Consider the following 26111-nt stretch of genomic DNA (forward strand, 5'->3'; position numbering starts at 1 on the left):
CTCCGCCATTCGTTGAAATGATGCAGTGTAAGCCTGGCGGCAGGGGCGGCGAGGAATATGTTTGCGCCCCTTGTGGCTGGCCGGCGACACCTGTCATGCTGAAAGCCAATTGAAAGGCTGGCGCTCATATAGTGTGATCCTGATTCACGAAATGAATCAGGCATATCACCAATAACTATATCTAAGGGAGACACTTTACATGAAAAAAACTGCATTCTCGCTGGCCGCCATGGCGGTGCTCGCCGCTGCCGGCAGTGCCCACGCCCAGTCGAACGTCACCCTGTACGGCCGCCTGGACGCCGGCATCAGCAATACCAGCAACGCCGGTCCGAACAAAAGCTCGGTGACGCAAGTGAGCTCCGGCGGCATGAACACCTCGCGCTGGGGCATCCTGGGCAGTGAAGACCTCGGTGGTGGCCTGAAAGCCGTGTTCAATCTGGAAGGCGGGATCCTGGTCGACACGGGCGCGGCCGATGGTGCGCTGTTCAAGCGCCAGGCCAATGTGGGCCTGGAAGGCGCTTTTGGCCGCGTCGTGCTGGGACGCTCGTTTACCACAGTGTATGACTTCGTGCTGCCGTTCGATCCGATGGCCTATGCGCCGTTCTACTCGTGGGCCACCTCGGCCAACGCGACGGGCCCGAGCAAATACGGCATGACGACGGCCTTCGACAACATGGTCAAGTACTCGGGCAAGACGGGCGGCTTCAGCTACGGTGCATCGTACGGCTTCGGCGAACAGTCGACGGGCAATTCGGACAGCGCCAAGCTGTCGACGGCCCTCACCTACAAGACCGGACCTGTCAGCCTGCTGGCCACGTATGAACAGGTGAACGGCAATGCCATCGCCGGCGGCGCGCGCGACAAGACCACCGTGTATCACCTGGGCGCCATGTATGACGACGGCCCGTGGAAAGTGCAGGCGGCGGCGCGCGACTACAAGCTCGATCCGGCAGCCGCCGGCAAGGCCGACGTGCGCGGCACCCTGTACTGGGGCGGCGTCAGCTACAAGACCACGCCGGTCATCACCCTGACGGGCGCCATCTACTACCAGGACGTGAAGAACGTGGCCGCCAATACGGATGCCGATCCGATCATGTACGTGGCGCGCGTGCGCTATGCGCTGTCCAAGCGCACCGACCTGTACGTGGCAGGCGCCTACGCCAAGGCCAAGCACAAGCAGCTGGTCAGCCTGTCGCGTGACGATGCCGGCTTCGGCGACACGCAGCGCGGCCTGATCGCCGGCATCCAGCACCGCTTCTAAGCCATGATCATGCTGCGCTCCCTGTTCCTGTTGCTGCCATGCCTGCTGCCCGTTCTTGCCGGGGCACAGGTGGCGACGCCAGCGCCGGTCGAATGCGTGGTGCCGTCCAAGCCGGGCGGCGCCATGGACCTGACGTGCAAGCTGGCGAAAAAAGGCCTGGCGCAGGAGGGCGTGGCAGCTGCTGCAGGTCCCATGCGCATCAGTTACCTGCCCGGCGGCATCGGCGCGGTGGCCTGGCACTCGATGGGCTCGCAGCGCCGCCGCGCGGAAGCGAACACCCTGGTGGCCTTTTCGGGCGGCTCGTTGCTCAATCTGGCGCAGGGCAAGTTCGGCAATGCGAAGGCGGGCGACGTGCGCTGGGTGGCGGCGCTGGGCGCCGACTACGGCATGATCGCCGTGCGCAGCGATTCGCCCTATAAAAGCCTGGCCGACCTGATCGCCGCGCTGCGCCAGCATCCGGACAAGGTGCTGATCGGCGTCTCCGGCACCATCGGCAGCCAGGACTGGCTGAAGATGGCGCTGGTGGCACGCCATGCCGGCATCGACCCGAAAGTGCTGCGCTTCGTCGCCCTCGAAGGCGGCGGCGAAGTGTTTACGGCGATGCAGGCCGACTATGTGCAGGTGGTCTCGGGCGACACGTCCGAAGCCACTCTGAACGCCGGCGCCAACCATGCGCGCGTGCTGGCCGTGCTGTCGGAAAAACGCCTGCCCGGTGTGCTGGCCGGTGTGCCGACGGCGCGCGAGCAGGGCGTCGACGTGGTCTGGCCCATCATCCGCGGCGTGTGGATGGGGCCGCAGGTGCCCGAGGCGGACTACCAGCGCTGGGTGGCCACCTTTGAGCGTGCCATGGCCACGCCGCAGTTCGCCGAATGGCGCGCGCAGGCAGGCCTGTACCCGTTTGCCCTGACGGGGCCGAAGCTGACCGCGTATGTCAGGAAAGCGGTCGACGAGTATGCGAGGCAGGCGAATGAGCTTGGCCTGATGCGCTGAACGGCATTCCATTTAAAAAAACTATTTCACAGACGGAGACAACCCCATGCAAACCAAGACCCTGCTTCAAGCCGCCATTGCCACCGCGTTTGCCAGCCTGGCCGGCGCCGCTGTTGCGCAAGTGCCGCCCGGCTATCCGGCCGATTACCAGAAGATCGTCGATGCGGCCAAGAAGGAAGGCAAGGTGGTGATCTACAGCGCCACCGACAGCAAGGCCGCCGCGCCGCTGATCAAGGACTTCAGCGCCCTGTATCCGGGCATTTCGGTCGAATACAACGACATGAATTCCACCGAGGTGTACAACCGCTTCATTTCCGAAGTGGCCGCTGGCGGCAACACGGCTGACGTGATGTGGTCGTCGGCGATGGATTTGCAGATGCGCCTGGCCTCGGATGGCTACGCGCTCAAGTACAAATCCGTCGAAGCGGCGAAAATTCCGGGCTGGGCCATGTGGGATGACCAGGCTTATGGCACCACGTTCGAGCCGGCCGCCATCGTCTACAACAAGCGTTTGCTCGACCCGAAGGAAGTGCCGAAGAACCACGACGACTTCGTCAAGCTGATCGCCACGCCGAAATTCAAGGACAAGGTCACCACCTACGACATCGAAAAGTCGGGCGTGGGCTTCATGTTCATGGCGCAGGATGCCAAGGAATATCCGCAATTCCTGGCGCTGGAAAATGCGTTTGGTACCGCCAAGGTGCGCGTGCAGTCGTCGACTGGCACCATGATGGAGCGTATCTCCTCGGGTGAAAACCTGATCGGTTACAACGTACTGGGCTCGTATGCCCTGGTGCGCGCCAAGACCGACCCATCGATCGGCGTGGTGCTGCCCAAGGATTACACCCTGATCCTGTCGCGCGTGCAGTTCATCAACAAGAACGCGAAGAACGTCAACGCCAGCAAGCTGTGGCTCGATTACATCCTGTCGCACCGCGGCCAGACCATCATCGCCAACGGCGCCAAGCTGTTCGCCATCCGCGCCGACGTCACGGGCGAAACCACGTCGGCTGACCTGATCAAGCAAATCGGCGCGGCCAACGTCAAGCCGATTCCCGTGCACCCGATCATCCTGCAATTTCTGGGACCGGCCAAGCGCATGGCCTTCCTGAAACAGTGGAAAGAAACAGCCGGCAAGAAGTAGGAATAGCCAACGCCGTCTTGGCCGCCCGCGAGCCTGGCTTGCGGGCACACGCAGCACCCTTCATTCATTGGATTCATCATGCAAACTGCCATCTTGCCGCTGCCTGCACGGTCGCGCTCTCCCTTGTCGCGCCTGAACTGGTCGCGCGGTGTGGTCGTGACGATCACGCTGATCGCCATTTTCCTGCCGCTGTTCCTGATTTTTTACCAGAGCTTTTTGAACGCGCCGTTTTTCATGCCGGTGCGCGAATTCGGCTTTGACTCTTACCGTTTCATCTTCGATGATCCCGATTTCGCCATGGCCTTCAAGAATGGCCTGATGCTGGCCTTCGGCCTGACCGTCATCGCCGTGCCGCTGGGCGGCATGCTGGCCTTCCTGATGGTGCGCACCGATTTGCCGGGACGCGGCTGGGTGGCGCCGATGCTGCTGGTGCCGATCTTTGTCTCGCCGATGGTGATGGGCTTTGGCTATGTCGTCTCGATGGGTCCCGTGGGCTTTTACTCGATCTGGGCCAAGGAGCTGCTCGGCTTCGTGCCCTGGAATATTTACTCGTTCACCAGCATCGTCATTATCGCCGGCCTGACGCACGTGCCGCACGTCTACCTGTATGCCTCGTCGGCACTGAAAAGCCTCGGTTCCGATGTCGAGGAAGCGGCCCGCGTGGCCGGTGCCTCGCCGATCCAGGTGATGCTCAATGTATCGCTGCCGATGATCATGCCGGCGCTGGCGTATGCGGGCGTGCTGGTGTTCTTCCTCGGCTTCGAAGTATTCGGCCTGGTGCTGGTGCTTGGTGATCCGGAAGGCCATCTGGTGCTGCCGACCTATCTGTACAAGCTGACGAACAAGCTCGGTACGCCGTCCTACCACCTGATGGCTGCCGTCGCCGTCTGCCTGGTGATGGTGACGATGCCGCTGGTGATGATACAGCGCTGGCTGCTCAAGTCCGCCAACAAGTATGTGTCGATCAAGGGCAAGGGCGCGCGCAGCAAGGCCATGCCGCTGGGCCGCTGGAAGTGGCTGGCCTTTGCCTTGCTGGCGGGCTGGCTGATTTTCACCATCATCCTGCCGCTGACGGGCATCGTGCTGCGCTCCTTCGTGCAGTACTGGGGCGAAGGCGTGCACCTGGCCGACGTGCTGACCCTGCAGCATTTCCGCGATATTTTCGACCAGCCGTCGCTGGTGCGCGGCATCGTCAACACCATCCTGATCGGCGTCGTCGGCGGCGCGCTGGCCGTCGGCTGCTACAGCTTCATCGCGCTGGCCATGCACCGCAAGCAGGACGGCATCACGCGCCTGCTCGACTACAGCGTGCTGGTGCCACGCGCCGTGCCGGGCCTGCTGGCCGGCCTGTCCTTCCTGTGGGTGTTCCTGTTCGTGCCGGCCTGGCTGGACGGCATGCTGAAAGGCATGGACAACGGCGTGGCCCTGTGGCTGAGCGGTCATGTGATCCCCGTGCTGCGCGAAGTGCGTTCCACCATCTTCGCCCTGTGGCTGGCGTATTCGGTGGTGTGGATGGCCTACGGCATGCGCCTCATTTCCACTGCGCTGCTGCAGGTGGGGCCGGAGCTGGAAGAGGCGGCGCGCGCCGTCGGCGCCAACCGCGGCCAGGTGACGCGGGACGTCACCCTGCCGCTGATCAAATACGGCTTGCTGGGCGCCTGGCTGATGGTCTTCCTGATCTTCGAGCGCGAATATTCGACGGGCGTGTACCTGCTCTCGCCGGGCACGGAAGTGATTGGCGCCATGCTGGTATCGCTGTGGGCCGGCGGCTCGACCGACCTGGTGGCGGCACTGTCCTTCATCAACATCACCCTGGTGGCCATCGGCCTGGGCATCGCGCTGCGCTTCGGCGTCAAGCTGCATAACTAAATACAAAGACTGAGACCACATCATGAATGAACTGACCGTCAATGAATTGCACCTGGACTACGGCACCGGCGCTGCCGCCAACCAGATCCTGAAAGGTGTCTCGATGCACCTGAAAAAAGGCGAAGTGGTCGCCTTGCTGGGGCCTTCGGGCAGCGGCAAGACCACCTTGCTGCGCGCCGTCGCCGGGCTGGAAAGCCCGAAGGCGGGCACCATCGAGATCGGCGAGCGCAATGTCTACGATGGCGCGAAGCACTTCGAGATGCCGGCCGAGCATCGCAATCTGGGACTGGTGTTCCAGTCGTACGCGCTGTGGCCGCACAAGACCGTGTTCGACAACGTCGCCTATGGCCTCAAATTGCGCAAGATGGGCAGCACGGAGATCGCCGCGCGCATCAAGGAAGTGCTGACGCAGCTGGGCCTGGGGCACCTGGGCGAACGCTATCCGCATCAGCTGTCAGGCGGCCAGCAGCAGCGCGTGGCGATCGCCCGCGCACTGGTGTACAACCCGCCCGTGATCCTGCTCGATGAACCGCTGTCGAACCTGGACGCCAAGCTGCGCGAGGAAGCGCGCGCCTTCCTGCGCGAACTGATCGTGCGCCTGGGCCTGTCGGCCCTGATGGTGACGCACGACCAGGGCGAGGCGATGGCCATTTCCGACCGCATCTTGCTACTGAATAACGGCAAGATCGAGCAGCAGGGCACGCCGCAAAGCATGTATGAAACGCCCGACACCTTGTTTACGGCCGAATTCATGGGCAGTAACAACCGCCTGCCCGGCAAGGTGGTGCAGCGCGATGGCAATCAGGTGCGCTTGCTGATCGACGGCGCCTCCATGCAGGGCGTGGCGCGCGGCGCCAACGTGGGCACGGACGTGACCACCATGATCCGGGTCGAGGAGGTGAAGATCAGCGCCACGCAGGTCGACAATGCCATCGAACTGCCGCTGCTGACCTGTATGTACCTGGGCGACCGCTGGGAATGCCTGTTCGAGCGCGGCGGTGCCGAGAATATCAGCCTGCGCGCGTATTCGCGCCACAAGCTCGACGCGGGCAAGTACTGGCTGCACATGCCGGCCGATAAACTCTGGGTGTTTTAACGGTAACGAGGTGGCCACGCCGGCGCGCAGTGTATTGCTCTTGCTGCGCGGCGCTGGCCGCCTGGCCGCCACAGTTGAATTGGCCGGCTGGCACTGGCATAAAGCAAACGCTCTGTATTGTCCTTGCTGTACACCCCATTCATCCTCGCTGCCGCCATATGTGGGTAGTATGTGCATCCCCTTTTTTCAGCTTTCCCTCTTGGCGGCAAACACAGTCATCCCCGATGACTGTGTTTGCCGCGCCGCTGCGCCTGCTGCGTGTGTTATCTAAAAATAATGCTCGCATGGGGTGCCTGTGCAGCTTATGGTGATCATGGATAAAAAATACTATTTCTGAGAATGCCGCTTTTCCATCGAAGATAATGGATGGAGGTGTTACAAATAGTAACTACAGCGGAGCATCTTTTTAAAAAACATTTTGTATTTACATTTAAAAAGTTGCTTCACGGCCATTTATTTTAGTTATTTTTTCTTCCATCGTTTATAATTTGAAAAGAACGCCGGCGGGGCTTTTTGCGCAGTTTTGACGTGAGTTCGCCCTTTTTTTGAACTCAGGAAAATGCATATGCGCACCGATGGTGTCCGTTTTTCAATTGTCAGACATGCCGCCTGGGCGCCAGGCCTGGAAACGCCGCAGCAATGGCACGCTTGGGCGCAGAGCGCCTTGCCCGTCGCGCCGATTGCTGCCGCTGGCGAGCCAGGCGTGCGTGCGATGGCGCCGATGCAGCGCCGCCGCGCCGGTCAGCTGGGCAAGATGGCGCTCGAAGTGGCGTACGCCTGCCTCGGCGAACAGCGCGATGTTCCGCTCGTTTTTTGTTCTCGCCATGGCGAGGTGGCGCGCGCCGTCGAACTGTTGTCGGCGCTGGCCCACGGCGAACCCTTGTCGCCGACGGCGTTCGGCATGGCCGTGCACAATGCCAGCGCAGGCTTGTTTTCCATCGCCCGCGCCGATATGGCCAATCAGCTGGCCGTCGCCGCCGGTGCGGCCAGCCTCGCGGCCGCGGTGATCGAAGCGTGCGGCTTGCTGGCCGATGGCGCGGCGCAGGTATTGCTGGTGCTGGCGGAGTGTCCCTTGCCAGTGCCATTTGAGGCCTTTGAAGACTGTCATGAGCAGCCGCATGCGTTTGCCTGGCTGCTACAGGCCGAGGAATCCCCGGGCACCGCTTTCAGTCTGACGTGGCGCGCCCGCGGCAGCGGCGATGCGTTGGCGCCAGCCGCCGGCGCCATGCCGGGCAGCCTGGCCGTGTTGCGATTCATGCTCGGTGAGGCCTGCGCGTTCGAGCATGCGGCCAATCGCCAGACATGGTGCTGGAGCCGCCATGCATAAGCTGGAGGCTGTTCGCGCCAGCCTGTCGATAGGCTGGCGTACCATCGCGACCGCGCTCAGTTTTGTCGCCTTCGGCCTCGGTGGCTTGCTGCTGCGCGTGCTGGTGTTCCCTGTGCTGCAGCTGCTGGTGTGGCGGCGCGAGACGCGCATTGCCTGCGCGCGCGCCATCATCGGCTGGAGTTTTCGCCTGTATATCGGCCTGATGCGTTTTCTCGGCGTGCTGCGCTATGACTTGCACGGCCTGGATAAGCTGAAGCGGGGCGGCTTGCTGATCCTGGCCAATCATCCGACCCTGATCGACACGATTTTCCTGATGGCGTATGTCAAACAGGCCGATTGCATCGTCAAGTCCGATTTGTGGAATAACCCGTTTACGGGCGGTCCCGTGCGCGCGGCCGGTTATATCAACAACACGGGCGGCGCCGAACTGGTGGACGCCTGCCTGGCATCGCTGGCACGCGGCAATAACCTGATCATTTTTCCGGAAGGCACGCGCACGCCATGTAGCGGCGAGGTCGTGCTGAAGCGGGGCGCGGCCAATATCGCCGTGCGCGGCCGCCGCGACGTGACGCCCGTGCTGATACGTTGCCTGCCCAGGACTCTGGGCAAGGGCGAGCCGTGGTGGCGCGTGCCGGCGCGCCGCGCGCATTTCGAGATCGCCGTGCAGGACGACCTGGCGATCGACGAGTTTACCGGCGGTGGCGCCAGCGACGTCATGGCGGCGCGCACTTTGACCACTCATCTGCAACATTATTTTAGCGGGAAACAGGAACAACATGCTTGAACAAGAAGTGAAGGAACTGATCATCGAGGCGCTGCAACTGGAAGACATGAGCGCTGCCGATATCGATACGGATGCGCCCCTGTTTGTCGAGGGACTGGGACTCGATTCGATCGATGCGCTGGAACTGGGCGTCGCCCTGCAAAAAAAATACGGCATTTCCCTGTCGGCCGATTCGGCCGATACGCGCCGCCACTTTGCCTCGGTACGGGCGCTGGCGGCCATGGTTGACACTCACAGAAAGAAGTAAGGAGCAGCAAAATGGTAGATATGAGCGCAATGAGCCGCGATGAACTGTACGCATGGGTAGTGCAGCTGCTGGCCGAAATGTTCGAGCTTGATCCAGCGGCGCTGACGCCGCAGTCGAATCTGTATGCCGAACTCGATATCGACAGCATCGACGCGGTCGACCTGGCGGTCAAGCTGAAGCAGCTGACGGGCAAGCGCCTGCAGCCGGAAGTGTTCAAGACCATCCGCACGATCGACGACGTGGTCGAGGCGCTGCGTGCGATGTCGGTGTCGGAACAGGCGGCATAACGCGTGCTGCTCAATGCCGTCGCGTTGCTGCTGACCGTACTGTATCCGTTGGCGATCTGGCTCGGTCACGGCCAGGTCGAACCGCGCTGGCTGGCGCTGTTGCTGTTGCTGGCCGTCGGCTGCCGCCTGCCAGCGCTGAAGTTGCAGCGCACCGCGCGCTGGTCGGTGGCCGCCGCGCTGCTGCTGGCCGCCATCGCCCTGTGGAGCAACCTGCTGCTGCCGCTGAAACTGTATCCGGTACTGGTCAATGTCGTCTTGCTGGCCACCTTCGGCTACAGCCTGTGGGCGCCGCCGTCGGTGGTGGAACGCCTGGCGCGCTTGCGCGAGAAGGATTTCCCACCTGCGGCCGTGCGCTATACGCGCCGCGTGACGCAGCTCTGGTGCGGCTTTTTCATCGTCAATGGCGGCATCGCGCTGGGCACGGCGCTGTGGGCCAGCGAAGCCGTCTGGTCGCTGTACACGGGCGTCATCGCCTATATCCTGATGGCCCTGTTATTTGGCGGCGAGTATCTCGTCCGCCTGCGTTTTAAGCGTTTGCACCATGCCTGAATCCTTTTTGCCGGAAGTCTCCGTACCTGCAGCACATCCGCCGATTTCCTCTCTGGCGCGCCTTGCGCTGGCCATGCATGACCGTACGCCAGCCATTCCTGTCGGCTGGCGCGATGGCGAGGTGCTCGATCACGCGTATTTTGCCGCGCGCATGGAAGCGTGGGCCGGCTTGCTGGAGCGCCAGGCAGGCCGCCATTTCGCCTTGTACCTGGATGACAGCATCGAGTTTGGCGCCGCCTTGCTGGGCGCCTGGCAGGTGGGCAAGACCATCTGGCTGACGGCCGATACGCTGCCGGCCAGTTGCGCCTCGCTGGCTGCATCCGTCGATGGTTTCCTGGGGCAGTTCCCGGCCGCGCTTGCGCCGTTGCCGCTGCCTGCCGACGGCCTGGCCGGGCGCGCATGGACCGTGCTCGCTGACGACTTTCCGGCGCTGGTGGTGCATACCTCCGGCAGCACGGGCGCGGCGCAAGCCATGCCGAAAAAACTCTCGCAGCTGTGCAGCGAAGTGGCCACGCTGGAGCTGCTGTTTGGCGGGCACGCCGATGGCGCCGCCGTCGTCGCCACCGTCACGCACCAGCATATCTACGGTTTGCTGTTCAAGGTCCTGTGGCCGCTGGCCGCCGGGCGTGCCGTGCATGCGCACAGCGTGGATTACCCGGAACAGCTGGCCGCCCTGCTGGCGCGCGGTCCGTGCGTGCTGGCCGCCAGTCCCGCGCACCTGAAGCGCCTGCCGGAACACATCGACTGGTCCGGCGCACGCGCGCAGCTGCGCGCCGTGTTTTCCTCGGGCGGGCCACTGGCCCGGGACAGTGCGCTGGCGGCGGGCAATCTGCTTGGCCGCGTGCCCTGCGAAATCTATGGTAGCTCGGAGACGGGCGGCGTGGCCTGGCGCCAGCGTGCTTCAGAGCGTCCTGACGACGAGAGCTGGCAAGGCTTTCCCGGCGTGGACTGGCGCCTGCTGGACGACGGCGCGCTGGAAGTGCGTTCGGCGCACCTGGCCGACGATGGCTGGCTATGTCTGGCCGACCGCGCGCGGCAAACGGCGCCAGGACGCTTCCAGTTGCTGGGGCGTAGCGACCGCATCGTGAAGATCGAAGAAAAACGCATTTCCCTCAATGCCATCGAAGCGGCATTGCTGGCCACGCCGCTGGTGCAGGACGCGCGCGTCCTGTTGTGCGATGCGCCGGCTGGCGAGCGTCAGAAAGTGGCTGCCTTTATCGTCTGCAGCGCTGCCGGCCGCGCGCTGCTCGACGCCGAAGGCAAGCTGGCCCTGAACCGCCAGCTGCAAACGGCGCTGGGCGGCCAGGTCGACCCCGTTGCCTTGCCGCGCCGCTGGCGCTACCTGGAACAGCTGCCCATCAATGCGCAGGGCAAGACGACGCAGGCGCTGTTGCTGGCCTTGCTGGCGCAGGTGGACCAGCCGCCCCGCCTGCCGCAGGTGCAGCTGATCGAACGTTCGGCCGAAGGCGAAACGCCACGGCTGCTGTTCGAACTGTACGTCCCCGCGAATCTGTTCTATTTCGATGGCCATTTCACGGGCGCGCCCTTGCTGCCCGGCGTGGTGCAAGTGGAGTGGGCGCTGCACTTTGCGCGCCAGCACCTGGCGCTGCCCGCGCGGTTCCGCGCCATGCATGCCCTGAAATTCCAGCAGCCGGTGCTGCCGGACCGGCCCGTGCGGCTGGCGCTGGAGTATGACGCGCTCAAGGCCAGCCTGCAGTTTCGTTATCTGTCGGACGCCGGCCAGCATGCCAGCGGCCGCATCCTGTTCCACCCGAATGCTGCTGCCGTTCCCGGTAGCGGCGCCGATACACCCCTTCCAGCAACGAGCGCATGTTAGATAAAAAATTCTCACCCGAACGCCAGACCGCCTTTGCCGCCCGTTTCGAGGCGCAAAAAATCGCTTTCGGTCCCGTCGTCTTTCAATGCGTGCGCTATGCCTGGAAGCGCGGCATGCTGCAGGCGCTGGCCGACACGGGCCACAGCGGCCTGACGATTTCCGACATGGCGGCCAGCGGCCGCTGGACCGAGTATGCGCTGAAGGTGGCGCTCGAATCGTGCCTGTCGGCCGGCGTCGTTTCGCTGCGCGACGGTGCGTATGTGCTCGACAAGGTAGGTTTTTGCATGTTGACGGACAGCATCACCCAGGTCAACCTGGACTTCATGCATGACGTCTGCTACCAGGGCTTGTTTGACCTGGACCGTTCGCTCGACGCCGAGCAGCCATTGGGACTGGCCGCGCTGGGCGACTGGCCCACCCTGTACCAGGGTCTGTCGGCGCTGTCGGAACCGGCCAAGGGCAGCTGGTTCGCCTTCGACCACCACTATTCGGACACCTCGTTCCCCGAGATTTTCCCGGACGTCTTTGCCACGGCGCCGCGCCGCATCATGGACATCGGCGCCAATACGGGCAAGTTCGCCAGTGCGGCGCTGGCCTACCATGCGGGCGTGGAACTGCACCTGGTCGATCTGGAGCGCCAGCTTGCCGTGGCCGATCAGACCCTGACGGATGCCGGCGTGCGCGAGCGCGCGCATTTGCACGCCTGCGACCTGCTCGACGACGCCGCGCCGCTGCCGACCGGCATGGACCTGATCTGGATGAGCCAATTTCTCAGCTGTTTCAGCGAGCCGGCCATCGCCAGCATCCTGCGCCGCGTGGCGCTGGCGCTGGTGCCGAACGGGCAGGTGCTGATCATGGATACCTTCTGGGACCGCCAGCAGTACGATATCGCCGCCTACTGCCTGATCAACACTTCGCCATACTTCACGGCCATGGCCAGCGGTAACAGCAAGATTTACCAGAGCGCCGACTATATCCGCCTGGCGCAAGCGGCCGGCCTGGAGTTGCTGACCACGCGCGACGGCATCGGCTATTGCCATTCGCTGCTGCGCTTTGGCCGCGCCGGAGCCCGCAGTGACTGAAGTGCGTTTTCACCCTTGCATCGTGATCCCCGTGTTCAACCATGAACACGCGATCGGCGCCGTGGTGCAGCGCCTGCTGCCGCATGGCGTGCCGCTGATCCTCGTCGACGACGGCAGCGCCGGCGCCGGCGCGCGCACCCTCGACGCGCTGGCCGCCGCGCATCCGTCGCGCGTGACCTTGCTGCGCCATGCGCACAACCAGGGCAAGGGCGGGGCGGTGCTGACCGGCTGCCGCCACGCGCATGCGCACGGCTACAGCCATGCGCTGCAGATCGATGCCGACGGCCAGCACGAAACGGACGATGTGCCGCGCTTCCTGGCGCAGGCGCAAGCCACGCCGGCGGCCGTGGTGATCGGCTATCCCGTGTACGACGCGTCGGTACCCAAGGCACGCTACTATGGCCGCTATGCGACGCACGTCTGGGTATGGATCAATACCCTGTCGCTGCAGATCCGCGACTCCATGTGCGGTTTTCGCGTCTATCCGCTGGCGCCGCTGATGGCGCTGGCGCAGCGGGGCGTGCTGGGACAGCGCATGAATTTCGATACCGATGTGCTGGTGCGCCTGTACTGGGATGGCTTGTCGATGGCGAATTTGCCCACGCGCGTCGGTTACCCCAGCGACGGCGTCTCGCATTTCGAGCTGTGGCGCGACAACGTGCTCATTTCGCGCATGCACGCGCGCCTGTTTTTCGGCATGCTGTGGCGCGCACCGCGCCTGCTGGCCCGCCACTGGCACGCGCGATGACGGCTGCGCCACAACAGCCGCGCGGACACTGGTCCGGCTTCAATGAAGTCAGCTTCGTGGCCGGCATGCGCCTGCTGTTCTGGATCTGCCGCGTCTTCGGCCGCTGGCCTTTCCGCATCGTGCTGTACCCGGTGCTGGCCTGGTACGTGCTGACCAAGCCGCGTGCGCGCCGCGTGTCGCGCAGCTACCTGCGTCGCGTCGCGGCCTGCGGCGGTCCGGCAAACCTGAGCGTGCTGCGGCACTTCGCCACGTTTGCCGAAACCATCCTCGACAAGATGCTGCTATGGGGCGGGCTGTATGACACGCGCAGCGTGAGCCTGCACGGCGTCGATGGCGACGATGGCGTCAACCGCTGCCTGGACGAGGGGCGTGGCGCCTTGCTGATCTGCGCCCACCTGGGCAACCTGGATTTGTGCCGCGTGCTGTCGCAGCGCAATGCGCGCCTGAAGCTGACGGTGCTCGTGCACACGCGCCATGCGCAGGCGTTCAACCGCATGCTCGAGCGTCTCAATCCCGACAGCCAGCTCAATCTGATGCAGGTGACGGAAATCACGCCTGCCACGGCCATGCTGCTGGCGGAAAAGGTGGCGCAAGGCGAGTTCGTGGTGATCGCCGGCGACCGCGTTCCCGTCTCGCCCCAGCCGCGCGTGGCCGTGGCGCCGTTCCTGGCCCAGCCGGCCGCCTTTCCGATCGGCCCGTATGTGCTGGCCAGCGTGCTGCAATGCCCGGTGTATCTGCTGTTTTCCATGCACATCGGCCAGCGCTCCGAAATACATTTCGAACTGTTCCGCAAGTCGCTGCATTTGCCGCGCAAGGCACGCGAGCCGATGCTGGCCGAACTGGCGGGCGCCTATGCGGCGCGCCTGCAGTACCACTGCCTGCGCGCGCCGCTCGAATGGTTCAACTTCTACGATTTTTGGCAACTCCCCGATACTTCAAGACTGGATACTCCCGATGCAACTCGCTGATCTGAAAAATACCCGGCGCGCCGTCCGCTTCGACCGCGAGCGCCTGCGCATCGAAGACATTACCGACATCGCGCATGGCCGGGCCAGCGCCGAACTGTCCAGCGACCCCGTCTTCCTGGCGGCAATCGCGCGCGGCGCCGATTTCCTCGACCGCCTGCTGCGCGAGGACGGCACCATCTATGGCGTGACCACGGGCTACGGCGATTCGTGCACCGTGACCGTGCCGCCGGAACTGGTGGCCGAGCTGCCGCACCACCTGTACACCTATCATGGCTGCGGCCTGGGCGAATTCTTCACGCCGGCGCAGACGCGCGCCATCATGGCCACGCGCCTGGCGTCGCTCTCCAAAGGTTTTTCCGGCGTCAGCGTGGAACTGCTGGCGCAGATCGCGCGCCTGCTCGATGCGGGCCTGCTGCCGCTGATCCCGTCGGAAGGCTCGGTCGGCGCCAGCGGCGACCTGACGCCGCTGTCCTATCTGGCGGCCGTATTGTGCGGCGAACGCGAAGTCTGGCGCGACGGGATACAGGTGCCGGCGGCACAGGCGCTGCGCGAAGCGGGCATCACGCCGCTGCGCCTGCGTCCGAAGGAAGGCCTGGCGATCATGAACGGCACGGCCGTCATGACGGCGCTGGCCTGCCTGGCGTATGAGCGGGCCGAGTATCTGATGCGCCTGACGACCCGCATCACGGCCATGGCCTCGTTTGCGCTCGATGGCAACGCGCACCACTTCGATGAAACCCTGTTCTCCGTCAAGCCCCATCCCGGCATGCAGCAAGTGGCGGCCTGGCTGCGTGCCGATCTGCCCACCGATTCCTGGGAACGCAACGGCAAGCGGCTGCAGGACCGCTATTCGATCCGCTGCGCGCCGCACGTGATCGGCGTGCTGGCCGACGCCTTGCCGTGGCTGCGCTCGTCGATCGAGAATGAACTCAATAGCGCCAACGACAATCCCATCATCGACGCCGAAGGCGAGCGCGTACTGCATGGCGGGCATTTCTATGGCGGCCATATCGCCTTCGCCATGGACAGCATGAAGAATACGGTGGCCAATCTGGCCGACTTGCTGGACCGCCAGATGGCCTTGCTGGTCGACAGCCGCTACAACCAGGGCTTGCCGGCCAACCTGTCGGGCGCCACCGGCCCGCGCGCGGCCATCAACCACGGCCTGAAGGCCTTGCAGATCAGCGCCTCCGCCTGGACCGCCGAAGCGCTGAAGCTGACCATGCCCGCTTCGGTGTTTTCGCGCTCGACCGAATGCCACAACCAGGACAAGGTCAGCATGGGCACCATCGCCGCGCGCGATTGCCTGCGCGTGCTGGAGCTGTGCGAGCAGGTCGCCGCGGCGCTGCTCATTACCGTGCGCCAGGGCGTCTGGCTGCGTTGCAAGGTCAATCCCGACGTGCCGCCGCAAGCGGCGCTGGCGGCGATGATGGCGGCGCTGGCCGCCGATATCGCACCCGTGGAGGAAGACCGCCGGCTCGACCCGGAACTGCGCGTGCTGCTCGAACGCATGCGCGCACAAGCCTGGCCACTGTACGGAGCCGGGAATGACTGAGACGCATAAAGTGCGCGGCAAGAAAGCCACGCCCAGCCGCTGGCACGCCGAAGTGGAGATGCAGGTGCAGTTCTTCGACCTGGACCCGATGGAGATCGTCTGGCACGGCCGCTACGTGAAATACCTCGAAGTGGTGCGCTGCGCGCTGCTCGACAGCATCGGCTACAACTACGTCGACATGAAAGCGTCCGGCTATGCCTGGCCCGTGATCGACATGCACTTGCGCTATGTGGCGCCGGCCACCTTTGGCCAGCGCCTGACCTTGCGCGCCGACCTGGTGGAGTGGGAACACCGCCTGAAGATCGAGTACCAGGTCAGCGACAGCGCGACGGGCAAGCGCCTGAACCGCGCCAGCACGACGCAGGTGGCCGTCGATATCGCCAGCGGCGAGATGTGTTTTGCCTCGCCGCCCATCTTGTTTGAAAAATTGGGATTGAAGGCCGTATGAAAAAACAATTCAAAATTCTGCTGGCGGGCCTGTGCCTGATGGCGATGGCGCCGCTGCACGCGGCCGCACCGGTGGCGAAGATCGAGGCCATGCTGGCCAAGCCGCAGCAGCTGTGCGGCCGCTTCGACCAGAGCAAGCAGCTGGCGGGCATGAAGAAGGCGCTGGCATCGAATGGCCGCTTTTGCGTGGTGGCCGGCAAAGGCGTCCTGTGGCGCACCTTGCAGCCGTTTCCGAATACCCTGCGCCTGACGCGCGACGAGATCGTGCATTTCCAGGGCGAGCGCGTGGCCATGCGCCTCGACGCGAAGACGGAGCCGGTGGTCAAGATGATCAACAGCGTGCTGTTTTCGCTGCTGGCCGGCGACCTGGCGCAACTCGATACGCTGTTTGAAGTGGACGGCAGCATCGATGGCGGCACCTGGCAAGTGGCGCTGAAGGCGCGCCAGCCGGCGCTGGCCAAGGCCATCGGCAGCATCCGCCTCGATGGCGGCGCTTTCGTGAAAAACATCAGCATCAGCGAGGCGAGCGGCGACCGTACCAGCATCGTGTTCTCGGCGATTGAAACGGGACCGTCCGCCATCACGGCGCAAGAGGCGGCCCTGTTTTGACTTCCCTGACAAACCGCGGCCGCAACGCATGGCGCCTGCTGGCCATCGCCTGGGCGCTGGTGGTGGCGCTGCTGCTGGCGCATAACGCCTATCTGTGGCTGGGCAAGCGCATCGCGCCCGAAACCGATATTCTCGCCTTGCTGCCGGTGCAGGAGCGCGACCCGGTGCTGCAGGCGTCATTTACGCACATGGTCGACGCGGCGCAGCAGCGCGTGGTGGTGCTGGTCGGCGCTGCCGAATGGAGCGATGCGAAGCGCGCGGCGGACGCCTACGGCGCCGTGCTGGCGCGCCATGCGGGCGTGTTCCAGTCCACCCCGCTCGACGAGCAGACGCAGAACGACTGGCTGGCGCTGTTCCAGCAGCATCGATTGACCTTGCTGACGGCGCCGCAGGAAACGCAGCTGCGCCAGGAGACGCCACAGTTCTGGCGCGATTCGGCGCTCAGTCAGCTCTACAGCCCCTTCGGCGGACCGAAGCTGGGCGCCTGGCAGGACGATCCCTTCGGCCTGTTTGGCGGCTGGGTGCAGGAACGCGCGCAGGAAACGCCCGTGCGTCCGCGCGACGGCCATTTGTTCGTCGCCGACGGCGAGCGCCAGTATGTGCTGCTGCCGATGACCTTGAGCCTGCCCGCTTTTTCGCTGGGTGCGCAGGAAAGCGTGATGCCCGCGCTGGCGCAAGCCGAAGCGGCGGCGCGGCAGGCCGTGCCCGGCGTGGAAATCATCAGCGCCGGCGTGATCCTGCATGCGGCGGCGGCCAGCAGCCAGGCGGCGGGCGAAATGTCGACCATCGGCCTGGGCTCCCTGGCCGGCATTATCCTGCTGACGTGGTTCACCTTCCGCTCGTTCAAGCCGATCTCGCTGATCCTGCTGTCGATCGGCATCGGCTGCCTGGGTTCCCTGTCCGTGTGCTGGCTGCTGTTTGGCAAAATACACCTGATGACATTGGTCTTTGGTGCCAGCCTGATCGGCGTGGCGCAGGATTACGGCATTTATTTTCTATGCAACCGCCTGGGCGCCGATCCGGCGCTCGATTCGCGCACCTTGCTGCGCCGTCTGTTGCCGGGCCTGTGCCTGACCTTGCTGGCCGCCGTCATCGGCTACATGGGCCTGGCGCTGACGCCATTCCCCGGCTTGCGCCATATGGCCGTATTTTCCGCCCTGGGCCTGGTGTTTGCCTGGCTGACGGTGGTGTGCTGGTTCCCCGCGCTGATTGGTGGCGGCACCTTGAAGAGCGGCGCCCTGGTCGCGCGTTACGGCGCGGCGCGCGCGCGCTGGCCGCTGATGCGGGCCAACCGCGCCACCCTGGTTGGCGGCGTGCTGTTTGCCCTGTTTGCGCTCTTTGGCATCAGCCGCCTGGGCGTCAACGACGATATCCGCTTGCTGCAAACGCCGCCCGCGCACCTGATACGCGACCAGATCAAATTGAGCAAATTGCTCGATGGGCCCACGCCGGTGCAGTTCTACCTGGTGCGCGGCGACAGCGCGGAAAGCGTACTGCAGCGCGAGGAAGCGTTGAAGCAGCGCCTGCTGCCGCTGATCGCGCAAAAGCACATCAGCGGCGTCCAGGCCATGTCGAACTGGGTGCCGTCGCTGCACACGCAGGCGGCGCGCCGGGCCTTGCTCGACACGGCCATCCTGCAGCCGGGCGCCGCGCTCGACTTGCTGGCGCAGTCCGTCGATGAAGGTCCCGAGTGGGCCGGCAAGGTACGCGCGCAGCTGGCGCAAGCCGGTGCGCCGCTGTCGATCGATGCCTTCCTGAAGGTGCCGGCCAGCGAGCCATGGCGCCATCTGTGGCTGGGCAAGGTGGAAGGCGGCTATGCCTCCATCGTCGCCTTGCGCGGCATGCAGTATGCGGCCATTCCCCTGCTGGCGCAGGCGGGCGAGGGCATGCCAGGCGTGCAGTGGGTCGACAAGGTGAGTGAAATTTCATCGGTGCTGGGCCGCTACCGCGTCTACATGGGCGCCGTGGTGCTGGGCGCCTATCTGGTGGTCTTCGGCTTGCTGCTGCCCCGTTACCGGCGCCGCACCTGGCGCGTGCTGGCGCCCACGGCGCTGGCCAGCGTGGCGGCCCTGGCCTTGCTGGGCTATTTGAACCTGCCGCTGCAGCTGTTCCACGTGCTGGCGCTCATGCTGCTGCTGGGCGTGGGCGTCGATTACGGCATCTTCATGCAGGAGCACCCTGACCGCCGCAACGACACGCCATGGCTGGCCGTGGGCCTGTCGGCGGCCAATACCATTCTGTCTTTCGGCTTGCTGGCGCTGAGCAAGACGGCCGCCTTGCAGGCATTCGGCCTGACCATGCTGATCGGCACGGCGCTGGTATGGCTGCTGTCGCCGTGCTTTGCCGAAGCCGACCCTCGTAGCGCGGCCGATGCCGCAGGAGAAATCTGATGTTTTTGCACTGTCAACGATGGGCGCCGGCACTGCTGCTGGCATTGGCCGGCTGCGCCAGCGTGCCGCCTTCGACGCCCGCGCGCCTGGGCCTGAAACTGGCGCCGCAGGCGCTGGGCGCCACGGTCAGCGTGCAGCAGCACCTGGTCGTCGAACGGGCGGGCCGCATCGACGAACTCGATGCGGCGCTGGAAGTGGAGCCATCGCATCTCGACCTGGTGGGACTGGCATTTGGCCAGCGCGTGCTGTCGCTGCATTACGACGGCAAGGAGATGACCTCCTGGCGCCACCTGATGCTGCCGGCGCAGGTGCGCGCCGAGGACGTGCTGGAAGACATGCAGCTGACCCTGTGGCCGCGCGAGGCGATCGCGCAAGCCCTGCCGGCCGGCTGGCGCATCGAGGATAGCGGCTTGCGCCGCACCCTGTTCCTGCATGACGAGGCGGTGACGGTGATCGACTACAGTGGCATGCCGCGCTGGAGCGGCACGGTGGTGCTCGACAACCTGCGCTACCGCTATCGCCTGACGATACAGAACGCCCCGGAAGGAAGCTGAATGACTGGCTTGACTGTGTACCTGAATGACTGCGGCATCGTCTGCGCGCTGGGCGCCGGCCGCGAAGCAGTGCGCGCGCGCCTGTTCGCCGCGCACAGCGGCGTGGTGCCCGTCGATACCTACACGCCGGGACGCGTGTTGCCGCTGGGCGTGGTCGACGCAGCCTTGCCATCGGTGGCGCGGCACGGCATCGCTGCGCGCAGCCGCAACAACCGGATGGCGCTGGCGGCGCTGGCGCAGATCCGCCCGGCCGTGGAGCAGGCCATCGCCCGCTACGGCGCGGACCGCGTCGCCGTGGTGATCGGCACGAGTACGTCGGGCATCGCCGAGACGGAAGGCGCGGTCGGCCAGCACGTGGCGGGCGACGGCTTGCCGGAGGCTTTCCACTATGGCCAGCAGGAGATGGCGTCGCCGGCGCTGATGCTGGCCGATGAATTGGGCATCGACGGCCCGGCCCTGGTGCACTCGAGCGCCTGTTCGTCGAGCGCCAAGGCGATGGCCAGCGCGGCGCGCCTGATCCGCATGGGCCTGTGCGACGCCGTGCTGGCGGGCGGCGTCGATACCCTGTGCGGCTTTACCGTGGCAGGTTTTTCCGCGCTGGCGTCTGTCAGCGCACGGCGCTGCAATCCGTTCGGCGCGAACCGCGACGGCATCAATATCGGCGAGGGCGCGGCCCTGTTCCTGATGACGGCGCAGCCGGCCGCCGTGGCCTTGCGCGGCTGGGGTGAATCGTCCGACGGCCACCATATGTCGGCGCCCGATCCCGCAGGCGGCGGCGCGCGGCTGGCCATCGCCCAGGCACTGGCGCGCGCCGGCATCACGGCGTCGCAAGTCGACTATGTGAACCTGCACGGCACGGCCACGCCGCAAAACGATGCGATGGAAGCGCGCGTGGTGTCCGACCTGTTCGGCGCCACGGCGATGATCAGTTCCACCAAGCCGCTGACAGGCCATGCGCTGGGCGCGGCGGCCGCCATCGAGGCCGCGCTGTGCTGGCTGGCGATGCAGGACGATAACGCCGAAGGCTTGCTGCCGCCGCACCTGTGGGATGGCGTGCCGGACGATGCGCTGCCGGCGCTGCGCCTGGCCTTGCCCGGCGCGCGGCTGGGGCGTCCGCTCGACTGGGCGCTGAGCAACTCGTTTGCCTTCGGTGGCTCGAACGCCGCCCTGCTGTTCGGGAGGGGAGCATGAGTTTTCCAGGTATCGGCGAGCTGGTGCCCCATTCCGGTGCCATGGTACTGCTCGACCGGGTGTTGTCGGCCGATGCGGAAAACCTGTGCGCCGAAGTGACCATCCATGCTGGCAGCGTGTTTTATGATGCGCCGTCGGCAGGTGTGGGCAGCTGGGTCGGCATCGAATACATGGCGCAGGCGATCGCCGCGCATGCGGGCTACCTGGCGCGGCTGGTCGGCGCGCCCGTGAAGATCGGTTTTTTGCTGGGGGCGCGGCGCTACGAAGCGCAGCTGCCCCTGTTTGTGGATGGCAGCGTGCTGCAGGTGCATGTGCAGCAAGCCTTGCAGGGCGAGAATGGACTGGGCGCGTTCGAGTGCCGTATCGAGATGGCGGGCGCCGTGCTGGCGCAGGCGACGATTACGGTATTCCAGCCCGAGGATGCAAAGCAATTTCTGCAGGAGAGTTTGAATGGAGCACAGCATGAGTAAAAGTGTATTGGTGACGGGGTCGTCGCGCGGCATCGGCAAGGCCATCGCCTTGCGGCTGGCGCGCGACGGTTTTGACGTGGTGCTGCATTGCCGCAGCGCGCGCGGCGAAGCCGACGCGGTGGCGCAGCAGGTGCGGGCGCTGGGACGCGCGGCGCGCGTGCTGCAGTTCGATATCGGCGACCGTGCCGCGGCAGCTTGCGCGCTGGAAGCGGACATCGCCGAACATGGCTGCTATTACGGCGTCGTGTGCAACGCCGGCGTGGCGCGCGACAATGCGTTTCCCGCCATGTCGGGCGAGGACTGGGACATCGTCCTGCAGACCAACCTCGATGGTTTCTACAATGTGCTCAACCCGCTGGTAATGCCGATGGTACAGCGCCGCAAGCCGGGGCGCATCGTCACCATGGCGTCCGTTTCGGGCCTGATCGGCAACCGGGGGCAAGTCAATTACAGCGCGGCCAAGGCCGGCATCATCGGCGCCACCAAGGCGCTGGCGCTGGAACTGGCCAAGCGCGCCATCACCGTGAACTGCGTGGCGCCGGGCCTGATCGAGACGGACATGATCAGCGAGGTGCCGCTCGACGAAGCGCTGAAGATGATCCCCGCGCGCCGGGTCGGCACGCCGGACGAGGTGGCCGCTGCCGTCAGTTTCCTCGTCGGCGAGGAGGCGGGCTACATCACGCGCCAGGTCATTTCCGTGAATGGAGGCATGGCATGAGCCGGCGGGTAGTCGTGACCGGCATGGCCGGCATCAGCCCGATCGGCAATGACTGGCCGGCCATCCGCCAGCGCCTGGGCGAATACCGCAACGCCATCGTGCACATGAACGAGTGGGCCGATTACGAAGGCTTGAATACGCAGCTGGGCGCGCCGGCCGCGCCGTTCGCGCTGACGGAGCGCTACAACCGCAAGGCCGTGCGCAGCATGGGGCGCATCGCGCTGATGGCCACGCGCGCCAGCGAACTGGCGCTGGAACACGCGGGCCTGGCCGGGCACCCCGTGGTGAAAAGCGGGCAGATGGGCATTTCCTTCGGTTCGTCCGCTGGCACGCCCAGCGCCATCGGCGACTTTGGCCGCATGATGGAAGAGCGCACCACCAAGGGCATCAACGCCACCACCTACATCAAGATGATGGCGCACACGGCGCCCGTGAATATCGGCGTGTTTTTCGGCGTCACGGGAAGAGTCATCACCACATCGAGCGCCTGCACCTCGGGCAGCCAGGGCATCGGCTATGCCTACGAGGCGATCGCCGGCGGCAAGCAGCTGGCGATGATCGCCGGCGGCGCCGAGGAACTGTGCGCCACCGAGGCGGCCGTCTTCGACACCCTGTTCGCCACCAGCACGCGCAACGACGCGGGCCACACGACGCCGCGTCCTTTTGACGCCAGCCGCGATGGCCTGGTGATCGGCGAGGGCGCCGGTTGCCTGATCCTGGAAGAGTTCGACCACGCGCAGGCGCGCGGCGCCACCATCCATGCGGAGCTGGTGGGCTTCGGCACGAACAGCGATGGCTGCCACGTGACCCAGCCGAACGCCGCCACCATGCGCCAGGCGATGCTGCTGGCGCTGGCCGACGCGGGCTTGCAGCCGTCCGATATCGGCTACATCAATGCGCATGGCACCGGCACGCAGCAGGGCGATATCGCCGAATCGCAAGCCACGTTCGAGGTGTTTGGCGACAGCACCCCCATCAGTTCGCTGAAAAGCTACATGGGCCACACCCTGGGTGCCTGCGGCGCGCTGGAAGCGTGGATCAGCATCGAGATGATGCGCGAAGGCTGGTTTGCGCCCACCATCAACTTGCAGCAAGTCGACGCGCAATGCGCGCCGCTCGACTACATCACCGGCGAAGGCCGGGCCATCGAATGCGAGTACGTGATGTCGAACAATTTTGCCTTTGGCGGCATCAACACGTCGCTGATTTTCAAGCGTTACCGGCCGTGACGCACGCTTGTGCTGGCGCAAACGGCGCAGGCGCTTCTTTTTGTACCATCTCTATCTTATCGAGGAAAACAGCATGAAAAAAATGATGATCCTGGCAGCAATGAGTGCAGCGCTGACAGTTGTCTTGCCGGCACAGGCAGGCGATACCAAACACATGATGCCGATCGCCAATGCGATGTCCGCCAACGATGCCCAGGCCCGTCTTGGCGATACCGTCAAATTCTATTTTGGCGACCAGGCAACGCCCGCGATTGCCACGCGCATCAGCAGCGACAAGACCAGCCAGAAAACCAATGGTGTTGGCAAGTCGGCAGAAACCTCGTGCAACTGGGCCTTCCTGTCGGCCATGCTGGCGCTGCAAAAGCGCGCCCAATCGGTGGGCGCCGACGCTGTCGTCAATATCGTCAGCAACTACAAGAATGTCGAACATTCCAGCGCCACGGAATTCGAATGCCATGAAGGCACGATGATGACGGGCGTGGCCTTGAAGGGCGAGTTCGTGAAGTTAAAAGCAGCTAAGTAAGCAGCGGAGTAGCAGGGAAATCGTCCATATCGCTCACCGGTGCCAGCTTGCAGGAAGGCTGGCCCGTGGAAGCCATTCGAATAAAAAGAGAAAGAGAACATGCAAAAAGTATCGAAAACCGTCATCCTGGCTGGCGCAGTGCTGGCGATGTCCATGCTGCAAGGCTGCGCCACACGCGTCAAGGCTTCGTCAACCAGCAATCCGGCACCGAGCGAGGCCTTCTCGTCGTTTGGCCGCATTGAAGTCAAGCCGACGGTGTTTGCCGAGGGTTACAAGGGTAACCAGGCTGGCCTGACAAAGATAGACGAGAATATCCGCAAGGACTTGGCCGAATCGCTGACCAGCTGGAATGCCGCCCGGGCCAATGGCCGCGTGCTGATCATCGAGCCTATCGTCGAAGAGATGCAGTTCAAGAGCGGCGCCAAGCGTGTATTCCTGGGCCCATTGGCCGGCAGCTCCGGCGTGCGCATGCGCGTCAAGATCCGCGACAACAAGGGCACCCTGGTCGCGACGCCAGAGTTCTTCCAGCGCGCGGACGCGATGGCGGCCGGCTTCACGTTTGGCGTGCACGATAACCTGATGCTGACCCGCATCGCCAACCTGACCAGCGCTTACATCAAGGCCAACTATGTACGTGCCGAAGGCGGCCCGACTGGCGCCGATAGTAAAGCGGTCGAAGCAGCAATGACGAACTAGAAGGGCGCGGCGCGCAAGCGCCTGCAGACCTGCTGAGAATGGCAGCGACGGGCAACCGCGCTGCCATTTTTTTGCCGCATGCATGCTGGCAATTTGTGGCAGACTGCGCCTTTGTCTATCGATTCGCTTTCATGTCCTCAGCCCTGCCCAGCACCGGCGCCAGCATCTGGCTGCTCGATTCCCGCAGCCTTGATCTCGCGCAGCTGACTCAGTATGAAACGTGGCTCGGGCCAGCGGAAACGGCCCGCTATGCGCACTTTGCGCGGCCGCTGCGCCGGCGCCAGTTCCTGCTGGGGCGCGCCTTGCTGCGCGTGGCCATGGGGAAAATGCTGCAAGTGGCGCCGGAATCGATCGCCCTGGAAGAGCGCGCCGGCCAGGCGCCGCTGCTGCTGTCGCCCGTCGAGGGTGCGCATTTCAGCATTTCGCACAGCGGCCACTGGGTCGCCTGCGCGCTGAGCAGTACGACGCGGCTGGGACTTGATATTGAGCTGCGCGACCCGCGGCGCGATGTGCTGGCGCTGGCGCGCCAGGCGTTTGGTGCTGCTGTGGCCGCCGAGCTGCAAGGCTTGCCGGAGGATGTGCGGCTGGCGCAGTTCTACCAGCGCTGGAGCGCAGCGGAGGCGCGCTACAAGCTGGGCATGAATGCCGCCGTTTGTGTGACGATCGCCCATGCCGAACTGTCCATCGTGCTGTGCAGCGCGGCGCCGCTGGCGCAGGCGCCCGCCTTGCTATTGTCCGGCCTGGCGCCGGACTAATTTCCTCGCACCACGATTTCCTGCGCCTTCGGTTCGCGCTGGCGCATGAAGCGCACGATGGAGTCGACGCTGACGACGTCGATCTGGCGCGTCATGCGGCGCTCGAACGGGTGATCGTCGAAAGCGATATTCGCGCGGAACATGCGCGCGCCCAGGCGCGTGGCGGCGGGGATGCTCAGCGTTTGCGGCGCGTAGCTGGCGCTGCGCAGCCAGCCTTGCGCTTCGGCGCGCGTTTCGATCTTGCCAGGCTCGTTGCTGGCCGCGGCCAGGGTTTCCAGCACCCATTGGTTCGAGTTCTGATACTTGGTGGAAAACGGGTAGGCCAGCATATTGTAGTGCGGCTCATGCAGACGCTTGGGCGTGTTGCTGGTCAGCAGGCGCGCCAGTTGCTGCTGCGTATCCTGGCCGGGAATCAGGATCAGGGTTTCATACATGAACACATCGTCCATGAAGAAATTGCCCAAGCCTTCGTTGTACAGCGACGATTGCGCCGTGCCGCACTCATTGAGTTCATGCACCACCAGCCAGCGCCCTTGCGGGTGGTCGCGCCAGGCCAGCGCCATGTGCGAATAGCGCAAATTGTACTTCGACAGGTCTTGCCCGGCGCGCGCCACCAGCGCCACTTGCGCGCCCGAGGCATCGAGCGCCTGCAGGGTTTTTTGTGCCAGTTCCATCGATTTGACGAGGGTGCTCGCATCCGTTGGCTTTTCCTCGCACGAGCGCCCCGCATGGGCGGCGCCGGCCAGGGCCAGGCTGATGATCATCACGGTCAGGCGTTTCATGGG

At 64.7% G+C, this 26111-nt stretch carries 27 protein-coding genes; 26 read left to right on the forward strand and 1 reads right to left on the reverse strand.

The features are described from left to right. Positions 1-199 precede the first annotated feature (199 nt). The 26 genes from CLU93_RS19025 to CLU93_RS19150 all read left to right on the forward strand — a co-directional run bounded on the left by CLU93_RS19025 (position 200) and on the right by CLU93_RS19150 (position 25326). Positions 200-1261 carry a porin gene (locus CLU93_RS19025; RefSeq protein WP_099762882.1) on the forward strand — a complete coding sequence of 354 codons (1062 nt, stop codon included), beginning with the start codon at positions 200-202 and terminating at the stop codon, positions 1259-1261. A gap of 3 nt (positions 1262-1264) precedes the next feature. After that, on the forward strand, positions 1265-2251 hold the full coding sequence (locus CLU93_RS19030) for a Bug family tripartite tricarboxylate transporter substrate binding protein (protein WP_373629855.1): 987 nt from the start codon (positions 1265-1267) through the stop codon (positions 2249-2251). Between the two features lie 46 nt (positions 2252-2297). Beyond that, positions 2298-3395 carry an ABC transporter substrate-binding protein gene (locus CLU93_RS19035; RefSeq protein WP_099762883.1) on the forward strand — a complete coding sequence of 366 codons (1098 nt, stop codon included), beginning with the start codon at positions 2298-2300 and terminating at the stop codon, positions 3393-3395. Between the two features lie 78 nt (positions 3396-3473). Beyond that, positions 3474-5264, forward strand: a complete 1791-nt coding sequence (locus CLU93_RS19040) for an ABC transporter permease (RefSeq protein ID WP_096237142.1) — start codon at positions 3474-3476, stop codon at positions 5262-5264. Between the two features lie 22 nt (positions 5265-5286). Beyond that, entirely contained in the window at positions 5287-6360 is a 1074-nt protein-coding gene (locus CLU93_RS19045) for an ABC transporter ATP-binding protein (RefSeq protein ID WP_099762884.1), read from the forward strand. Between the two features lie 565 nt (positions 6361-6925). Beyond that, positions 6926-7687: a beta-ketoacyl synthase chain length factor gene (locus CLU93_RS19050; RefSeq protein WP_099762885.1), complete on the forward strand. Its 762-nt coding sequence runs from the start codon at positions 6926-6928 to the stop codon at positions 7685-7687. Next, a complete protein-coding gene (locus CLU93_RS19055) occupies positions 7680-8471 on the forward strand; it encodes a lysophospholipid acyltransferase family protein (protein ID WP_099762886.1) in 792 nt (263 codons plus the stop codon). The genes CLU93_RS19050 and CLU93_RS19055 overlap by 8 nt, the downstream gene beginning before the upstream one ends. Further along, positions 8464-8718: a phosphopantetheine-binding protein gene (locus CLU93_RS19060; protein ID WP_071322591.1), complete on the forward strand. Its 255-nt coding sequence runs from the start codon at positions 8464-8466 to the stop codon at positions 8716-8718. The genes CLU93_RS19055 and CLU93_RS19060 overlap by 8 nt, the downstream gene beginning before the upstream one ends. 29 nt (positions 8719-8747) lie before the next feature. Continuing rightward, entirely contained in the window at positions 8748-9005 is a 258-nt protein-coding gene (locus CLU93_RS19065) for an acyl carrier protein (RefSeq protein ID WP_034750398.1), read from the forward strand. Between the two features lie 3 nt (positions 9006-9008). Beyond that, positions 9009-9554 carry a hypothetical protein gene (locus CLU93_RS19070; RefSeq protein WP_099762887.1) on the forward strand — a complete coding sequence of 182 codons (546 nt, stop codon included), beginning with the start codon at positions 9009-9011 and terminating at the stop codon, positions 9552-9554. Continuing rightward, positions 9547-11391 (forward strand): AMP-binding protein, encoded by a 1845-nt coding sequence (locus CLU93_RS19075; protein ID WP_099762888.1) that lies wholly within the window; start codon positions 9547-9549, stop codon positions 11389-11391. Before CLU93_RS19070 ends, CLU93_RS19075 begins: the two co-directional genes overlap by 8 nt. Beyond that, the gene (locus CLU93_RS19080; RefSeq protein ID WP_099762889.1) at positions 11385-12473 is read left to right on the forward strand and encodes a class I SAM-dependent methyltransferase; all 1089 of its coding nucleotides are present in this window, start codon (positions 11385-11387) and stop codon (positions 12471-12473) included. The genes CLU93_RS19075 and CLU93_RS19080 overlap by 7 nt, the downstream gene beginning before the upstream one ends. Then, a complete protein-coding gene (locus tag CLU93_RS19085) occupies positions 12466-13221 on the forward strand; it encodes a glycosyltransferase family 2 protein (protein WP_257225017.1) in 756 nt (251 codons plus the stop codon). The genes CLU93_RS19080 and CLU93_RS19085 overlap by 8 nt, the downstream gene beginning before the upstream one ends. Next, positions 13218-14189 carry an LpxL/LpxP family acyltransferase gene (locus CLU93_RS19090; RefSeq protein WP_099762890.1) on the forward strand — a complete coding sequence of 324 codons (972 nt, stop codon included), beginning with the start codon at positions 13218-13220 and terminating at the stop codon, positions 14187-14189. Before CLU93_RS19085 ends, CLU93_RS19090 begins: the two co-directional genes overlap by 4 nt. Next, positions 14176-15744: an HAL/PAL/TAL family ammonia-lyase gene (locus CLU93_RS19095; RefSeq protein WP_099762891.1), complete on the forward strand. Its 1569-nt coding sequence runs from the start codon at positions 14176-14178 to the stop codon at positions 15742-15744. Before CLU93_RS19090 ends, CLU93_RS19095 begins: the two co-directional genes overlap by 14 nt. Next, positions 15737-16192: an acyl-CoA thioesterase gene (locus CLU93_RS19100; protein WP_099762892.1), complete on the forward strand. Its 456-nt coding sequence runs from the start codon at positions 15737-15739 to the stop codon at positions 16190-16192. The genes CLU93_RS19095 and CLU93_RS19100 overlap by 8 nt, the downstream gene beginning before the upstream one ends. After that, positions 16189-16800, forward strand: coding sequence for a LolA family protein (locus CLU93_RS19105; RefSeq protein WP_099762893.1), 612 nt, complete (start codon positions 16189-16191; stop codon positions 16798-16800). Before CLU93_RS19100 ends, CLU93_RS19105 begins: the two co-directional genes overlap by 4 nt. Positions 16801-16805: 5 nt before the next feature. After that, complete coding sequence (locus CLU93_RS19110; RefSeq protein WP_099764480.1) at positions 16806-19190, forward strand: MMPL family transporter; 2385 nt, start codon at positions 16806-16808, stop codon at positions 19188-19190. After that, on the forward strand, positions 19190-19744 hold the full coding sequence (locus CLU93_RS19115) for a DUF3261 domain-containing protein (RefSeq protein WP_099762894.1): 555 nt from the start codon (positions 19190-19192) through the stop codon (positions 19742-19744). Before CLU93_RS19110 ends, CLU93_RS19115 begins: the two co-directional genes overlap by 1 nt. Then, on the forward strand, positions 19745-20935 hold the full coding sequence (locus CLU93_RS19120; protein ID WP_180287883.1) for a beta-ketoacyl-ACP synthase: 1191 nt from the start codon (positions 19745-19747) through the stop codon (positions 20933-20935). After that, positions 20932-21405: an ApeP family dehydratase gene (locus CLU93_RS19125; protein WP_099764482.1), complete on the forward strand. Its 474-nt coding sequence runs from the start codon at positions 20932-20934 to the stop codon at positions 21403-21405. The genes CLU93_RS19120 and CLU93_RS19125 overlap by 4 nt, the downstream gene beginning before the upstream one ends. After that, on the forward strand, positions 21398-22123 hold the full coding sequence (fabG, locus tag CLU93_RS19130) for a 3-oxoacyl-ACP reductase FabG (RefSeq protein ID WP_180287884.1): 726 nt from the start codon (positions 21398-21400) through the stop codon (positions 22121-22123). Before CLU93_RS19125 ends, fabG begins: the two co-directional genes overlap by 8 nt. Then, on the forward strand, positions 22120-23352 hold the full coding sequence (locus CLU93_RS19135) for a beta-ketoacyl-ACP synthase (RefSeq protein ID WP_099762896.1): 1233 nt from the start codon (positions 22120-22122) through the stop codon (positions 23350-23352). Before fabG ends, CLU93_RS19135 begins: the two co-directional genes overlap by 4 nt. A 73-nt stretch (positions 23353-23425) precedes the next feature. Continuing rightward, positions 23426-23875: an excinuclease ATPase subunit gene (locus CLU93_RS19140; protein ID WP_099762897.1), complete on the forward strand. Its 450-nt coding sequence runs from the start codon at positions 23426-23428 to the stop codon at positions 23873-23875. 99 nt (positions 23876-23974) lie between these two features. Then, positions 23975-24571, forward strand: coding sequence for a hypothetical protein (locus CLU93_RS19145; protein WP_099762898.1), 597 nt, complete (start codon positions 23975-23977; stop codon positions 24569-24571). Between the two features lie 131 nt (positions 24572-24702). Further along, positions 24703-25326, forward strand: a complete 624-nt coding sequence (locus CLU93_RS19150; RefSeq protein WP_143451770.1) for a 4'-phosphopantetheinyl transferase family protein — start codon at positions 24703-24705, stop codon at positions 25324-25326. On the opposite strand, the gene CLU93_RS19155 is transcribed toward CLU93_RS19150, so the two are convergent. Next, positions 25323-26108: a DUF2145 domain-containing protein gene (locus CLU93_RS19155; protein ID WP_099762900.1), complete on the reverse strand. Its 786-nt coding sequence runs from the start codon at positions 26106-26108 to the stop codon at positions 25323-25325. The two genes, CLU93_RS19150 and CLU93_RS19155, sit on opposite strands and share 4 nt — an antisense overlap. Positions 26109-26111: the final 3 nt, after the last annotated feature.

Source organism: Janthinobacterium sp. 35 (assembly GCF_002754575.1).
In the GTDB taxonomy this organism is placed as follows: Bacteria; Pseudomonadota; Gammaproteobacteria; order Burkholderiales; family Burkholderiaceae_D; genus Janthinobacterium; species Janthinobacterium tructae.

Bases quoted from the DNA above. Each gene is read 5' to 3' on its own strand.
- CLU93_RS19025 (WP_099762882.1), top strand. From the start codon at position 200: ATGAAAAAAACTGCATTCTCGCTGGCCGCCATGGCGGTGCTCGCCGCT.
- CLU93_RS19030 (WP_373629855.1), top strand. From the start codon at position 1,265: ATGATCATGCTGCGCTCCCTGTTCCTGTTGCTGCCATGCCTGCTGCCC.
- CLU93_RS19035 (WP_099762883.1), top strand. From the start codon at position 2,298: ATGCAAACCAAGACCCTGCTTCAAGCCGCCATTGCCACCGCGTTTGCC.
- CLU93_RS19040 (WP_096237142.1), top strand. From the start codon at position 3,474: ATGCAAACTGCCATCTTGCCGCTGCCTGCACGGTCGCGCTCTCCCTTG.
- CLU93_RS19045 (WP_099762884.1), top strand. From the start codon at position 5,287: ATGAATGAACTGACCGTCAATGAATTGCACCTGGACTACGGCACCGGC.
- CLU93_RS19050 (WP_099762885.1), top strand. From the start codon at position 6,926: ATGCGCACCGATGGTGTCCGTTTTTCAATTGTCAGACATGCCGCCTGG.
- CLU93_RS19055 (WP_099762886.1), top strand. From the start codon at position 7,680: ATGCATAAGCTGGAGGCTGTTCGCGCCAGCCTGTCGATAGGCTGGCGT.
- CLU93_RS19060 (WP_071322591.1), top strand. From the start codon at position 8,464: ATGCTTGAACAAGAAGTGAAGGAACTGATCATCGAGGCGCTGCAACTG.
- CLU93_RS19065 (WP_034750398.1), top strand. From the start codon at position 8,748: ATGAGCCGCGATGAACTGTACGCATGGGTAGTGCAGCTGCTGGCCGAA.
- CLU93_RS19075 (WP_099762888.1), top strand. From the start codon at position 9,547: ATGCCTGAATCCTTTTTGCCGGAAGTCTCCGTACCTGCAGCACATCCG.
- CLU93_RS19080 (WP_099762889.1), top strand. From the start codon at position 11,385: ATGTTAGATAAAAAATTCTCACCCGAACGCCAGACCGCCTTTGCCGCC.
- CLU93_RS19090 (WP_099762890.1), top strand. From the start codon at position 13,218: ATGACGGCTGCGCCACAACAGCCGCGCGGACACTGGTCCGGCTTCAAT.
- CLU93_RS19095 (WP_099762891.1), top strand. From the start codon at position 14,176: ATGCAACTCGCTGATCTGAAAAATACCCGGCGCGCCGTCCGCTTCGAC.
- CLU93_RS19100 (WP_099762892.1), top strand. From the start codon at position 15,737: ATGACTGAGACGCATAAAGTGCGCGGCAAGAAAGCCACGCCCAGCCGC.
- CLU93_RS19105 (WP_099762893.1), top strand. From the start codon at position 16,189: ATGAAAAAACAATTCAAAATTCTGCTGGCGGGCCTGTGCCTGATGGCG.
- CLU93_RS19115 (WP_099762894.1), top strand. From the start codon at position 19,190: ATGTTTTTGCACTGTCAACGATGGGCGCCGGCACTGCTGCTGGCATTG.
- CLU93_RS19120 (WP_180287883.1), top strand. From the start codon at position 19,745: ATGACTGGCTTGACTGTGTACCTGAATGACTGCGGCATCGTCTGCGCG.
- CLU93_RS19125 (WP_099764482.1), top strand. From the start codon at position 20,932: ATGAGTTTTCCAGGTATCGGCGAGCTGGTGCCCCATTCCGGTGCCATG.
- fabG (WP_180287884.1), top strand. From the start codon at position 21,398: ATGAGTAAAAGTGTATTGGTGACGGGGTCGTCGCGCGGCATCGGCAAG.
- CLU93_RS19135 (WP_099762896.1), top strand. From the start codon at position 22,120: ATGAGCCGGCGGGTAGTCGTGACCGGCATGGCCGGCATCAGCCCGATC.
- CLU93_RS19140 (WP_099762897.1), top strand. From the start codon at position 23,426: ATGAAAAAAATGATGATCCTGGCAGCAATGAGTGCAGCGCTGACAGTT.
- CLU93_RS19145 (WP_099762898.1), top strand. From the start codon at position 23,975: ATGCAAAAAGTATCGAAAACCGTCATCCTGGCTGGCGCAGTGCTGGCG.
- CLU93_RS19150 (WP_143451770.1), top strand. From the start codon at position 24,703: ATGTCCTCAGCCCTGCCCAGCACCGGCGCCAGCATCTGGCTGCTCGAT.
- CLU93_RS19155 (WP_099762900.1), bottom strand. From the start codon at position 26,108: ATGAAACGCCTGACCGTGATGATCATCAGCCTGGCCCTGGCCGGCGCC.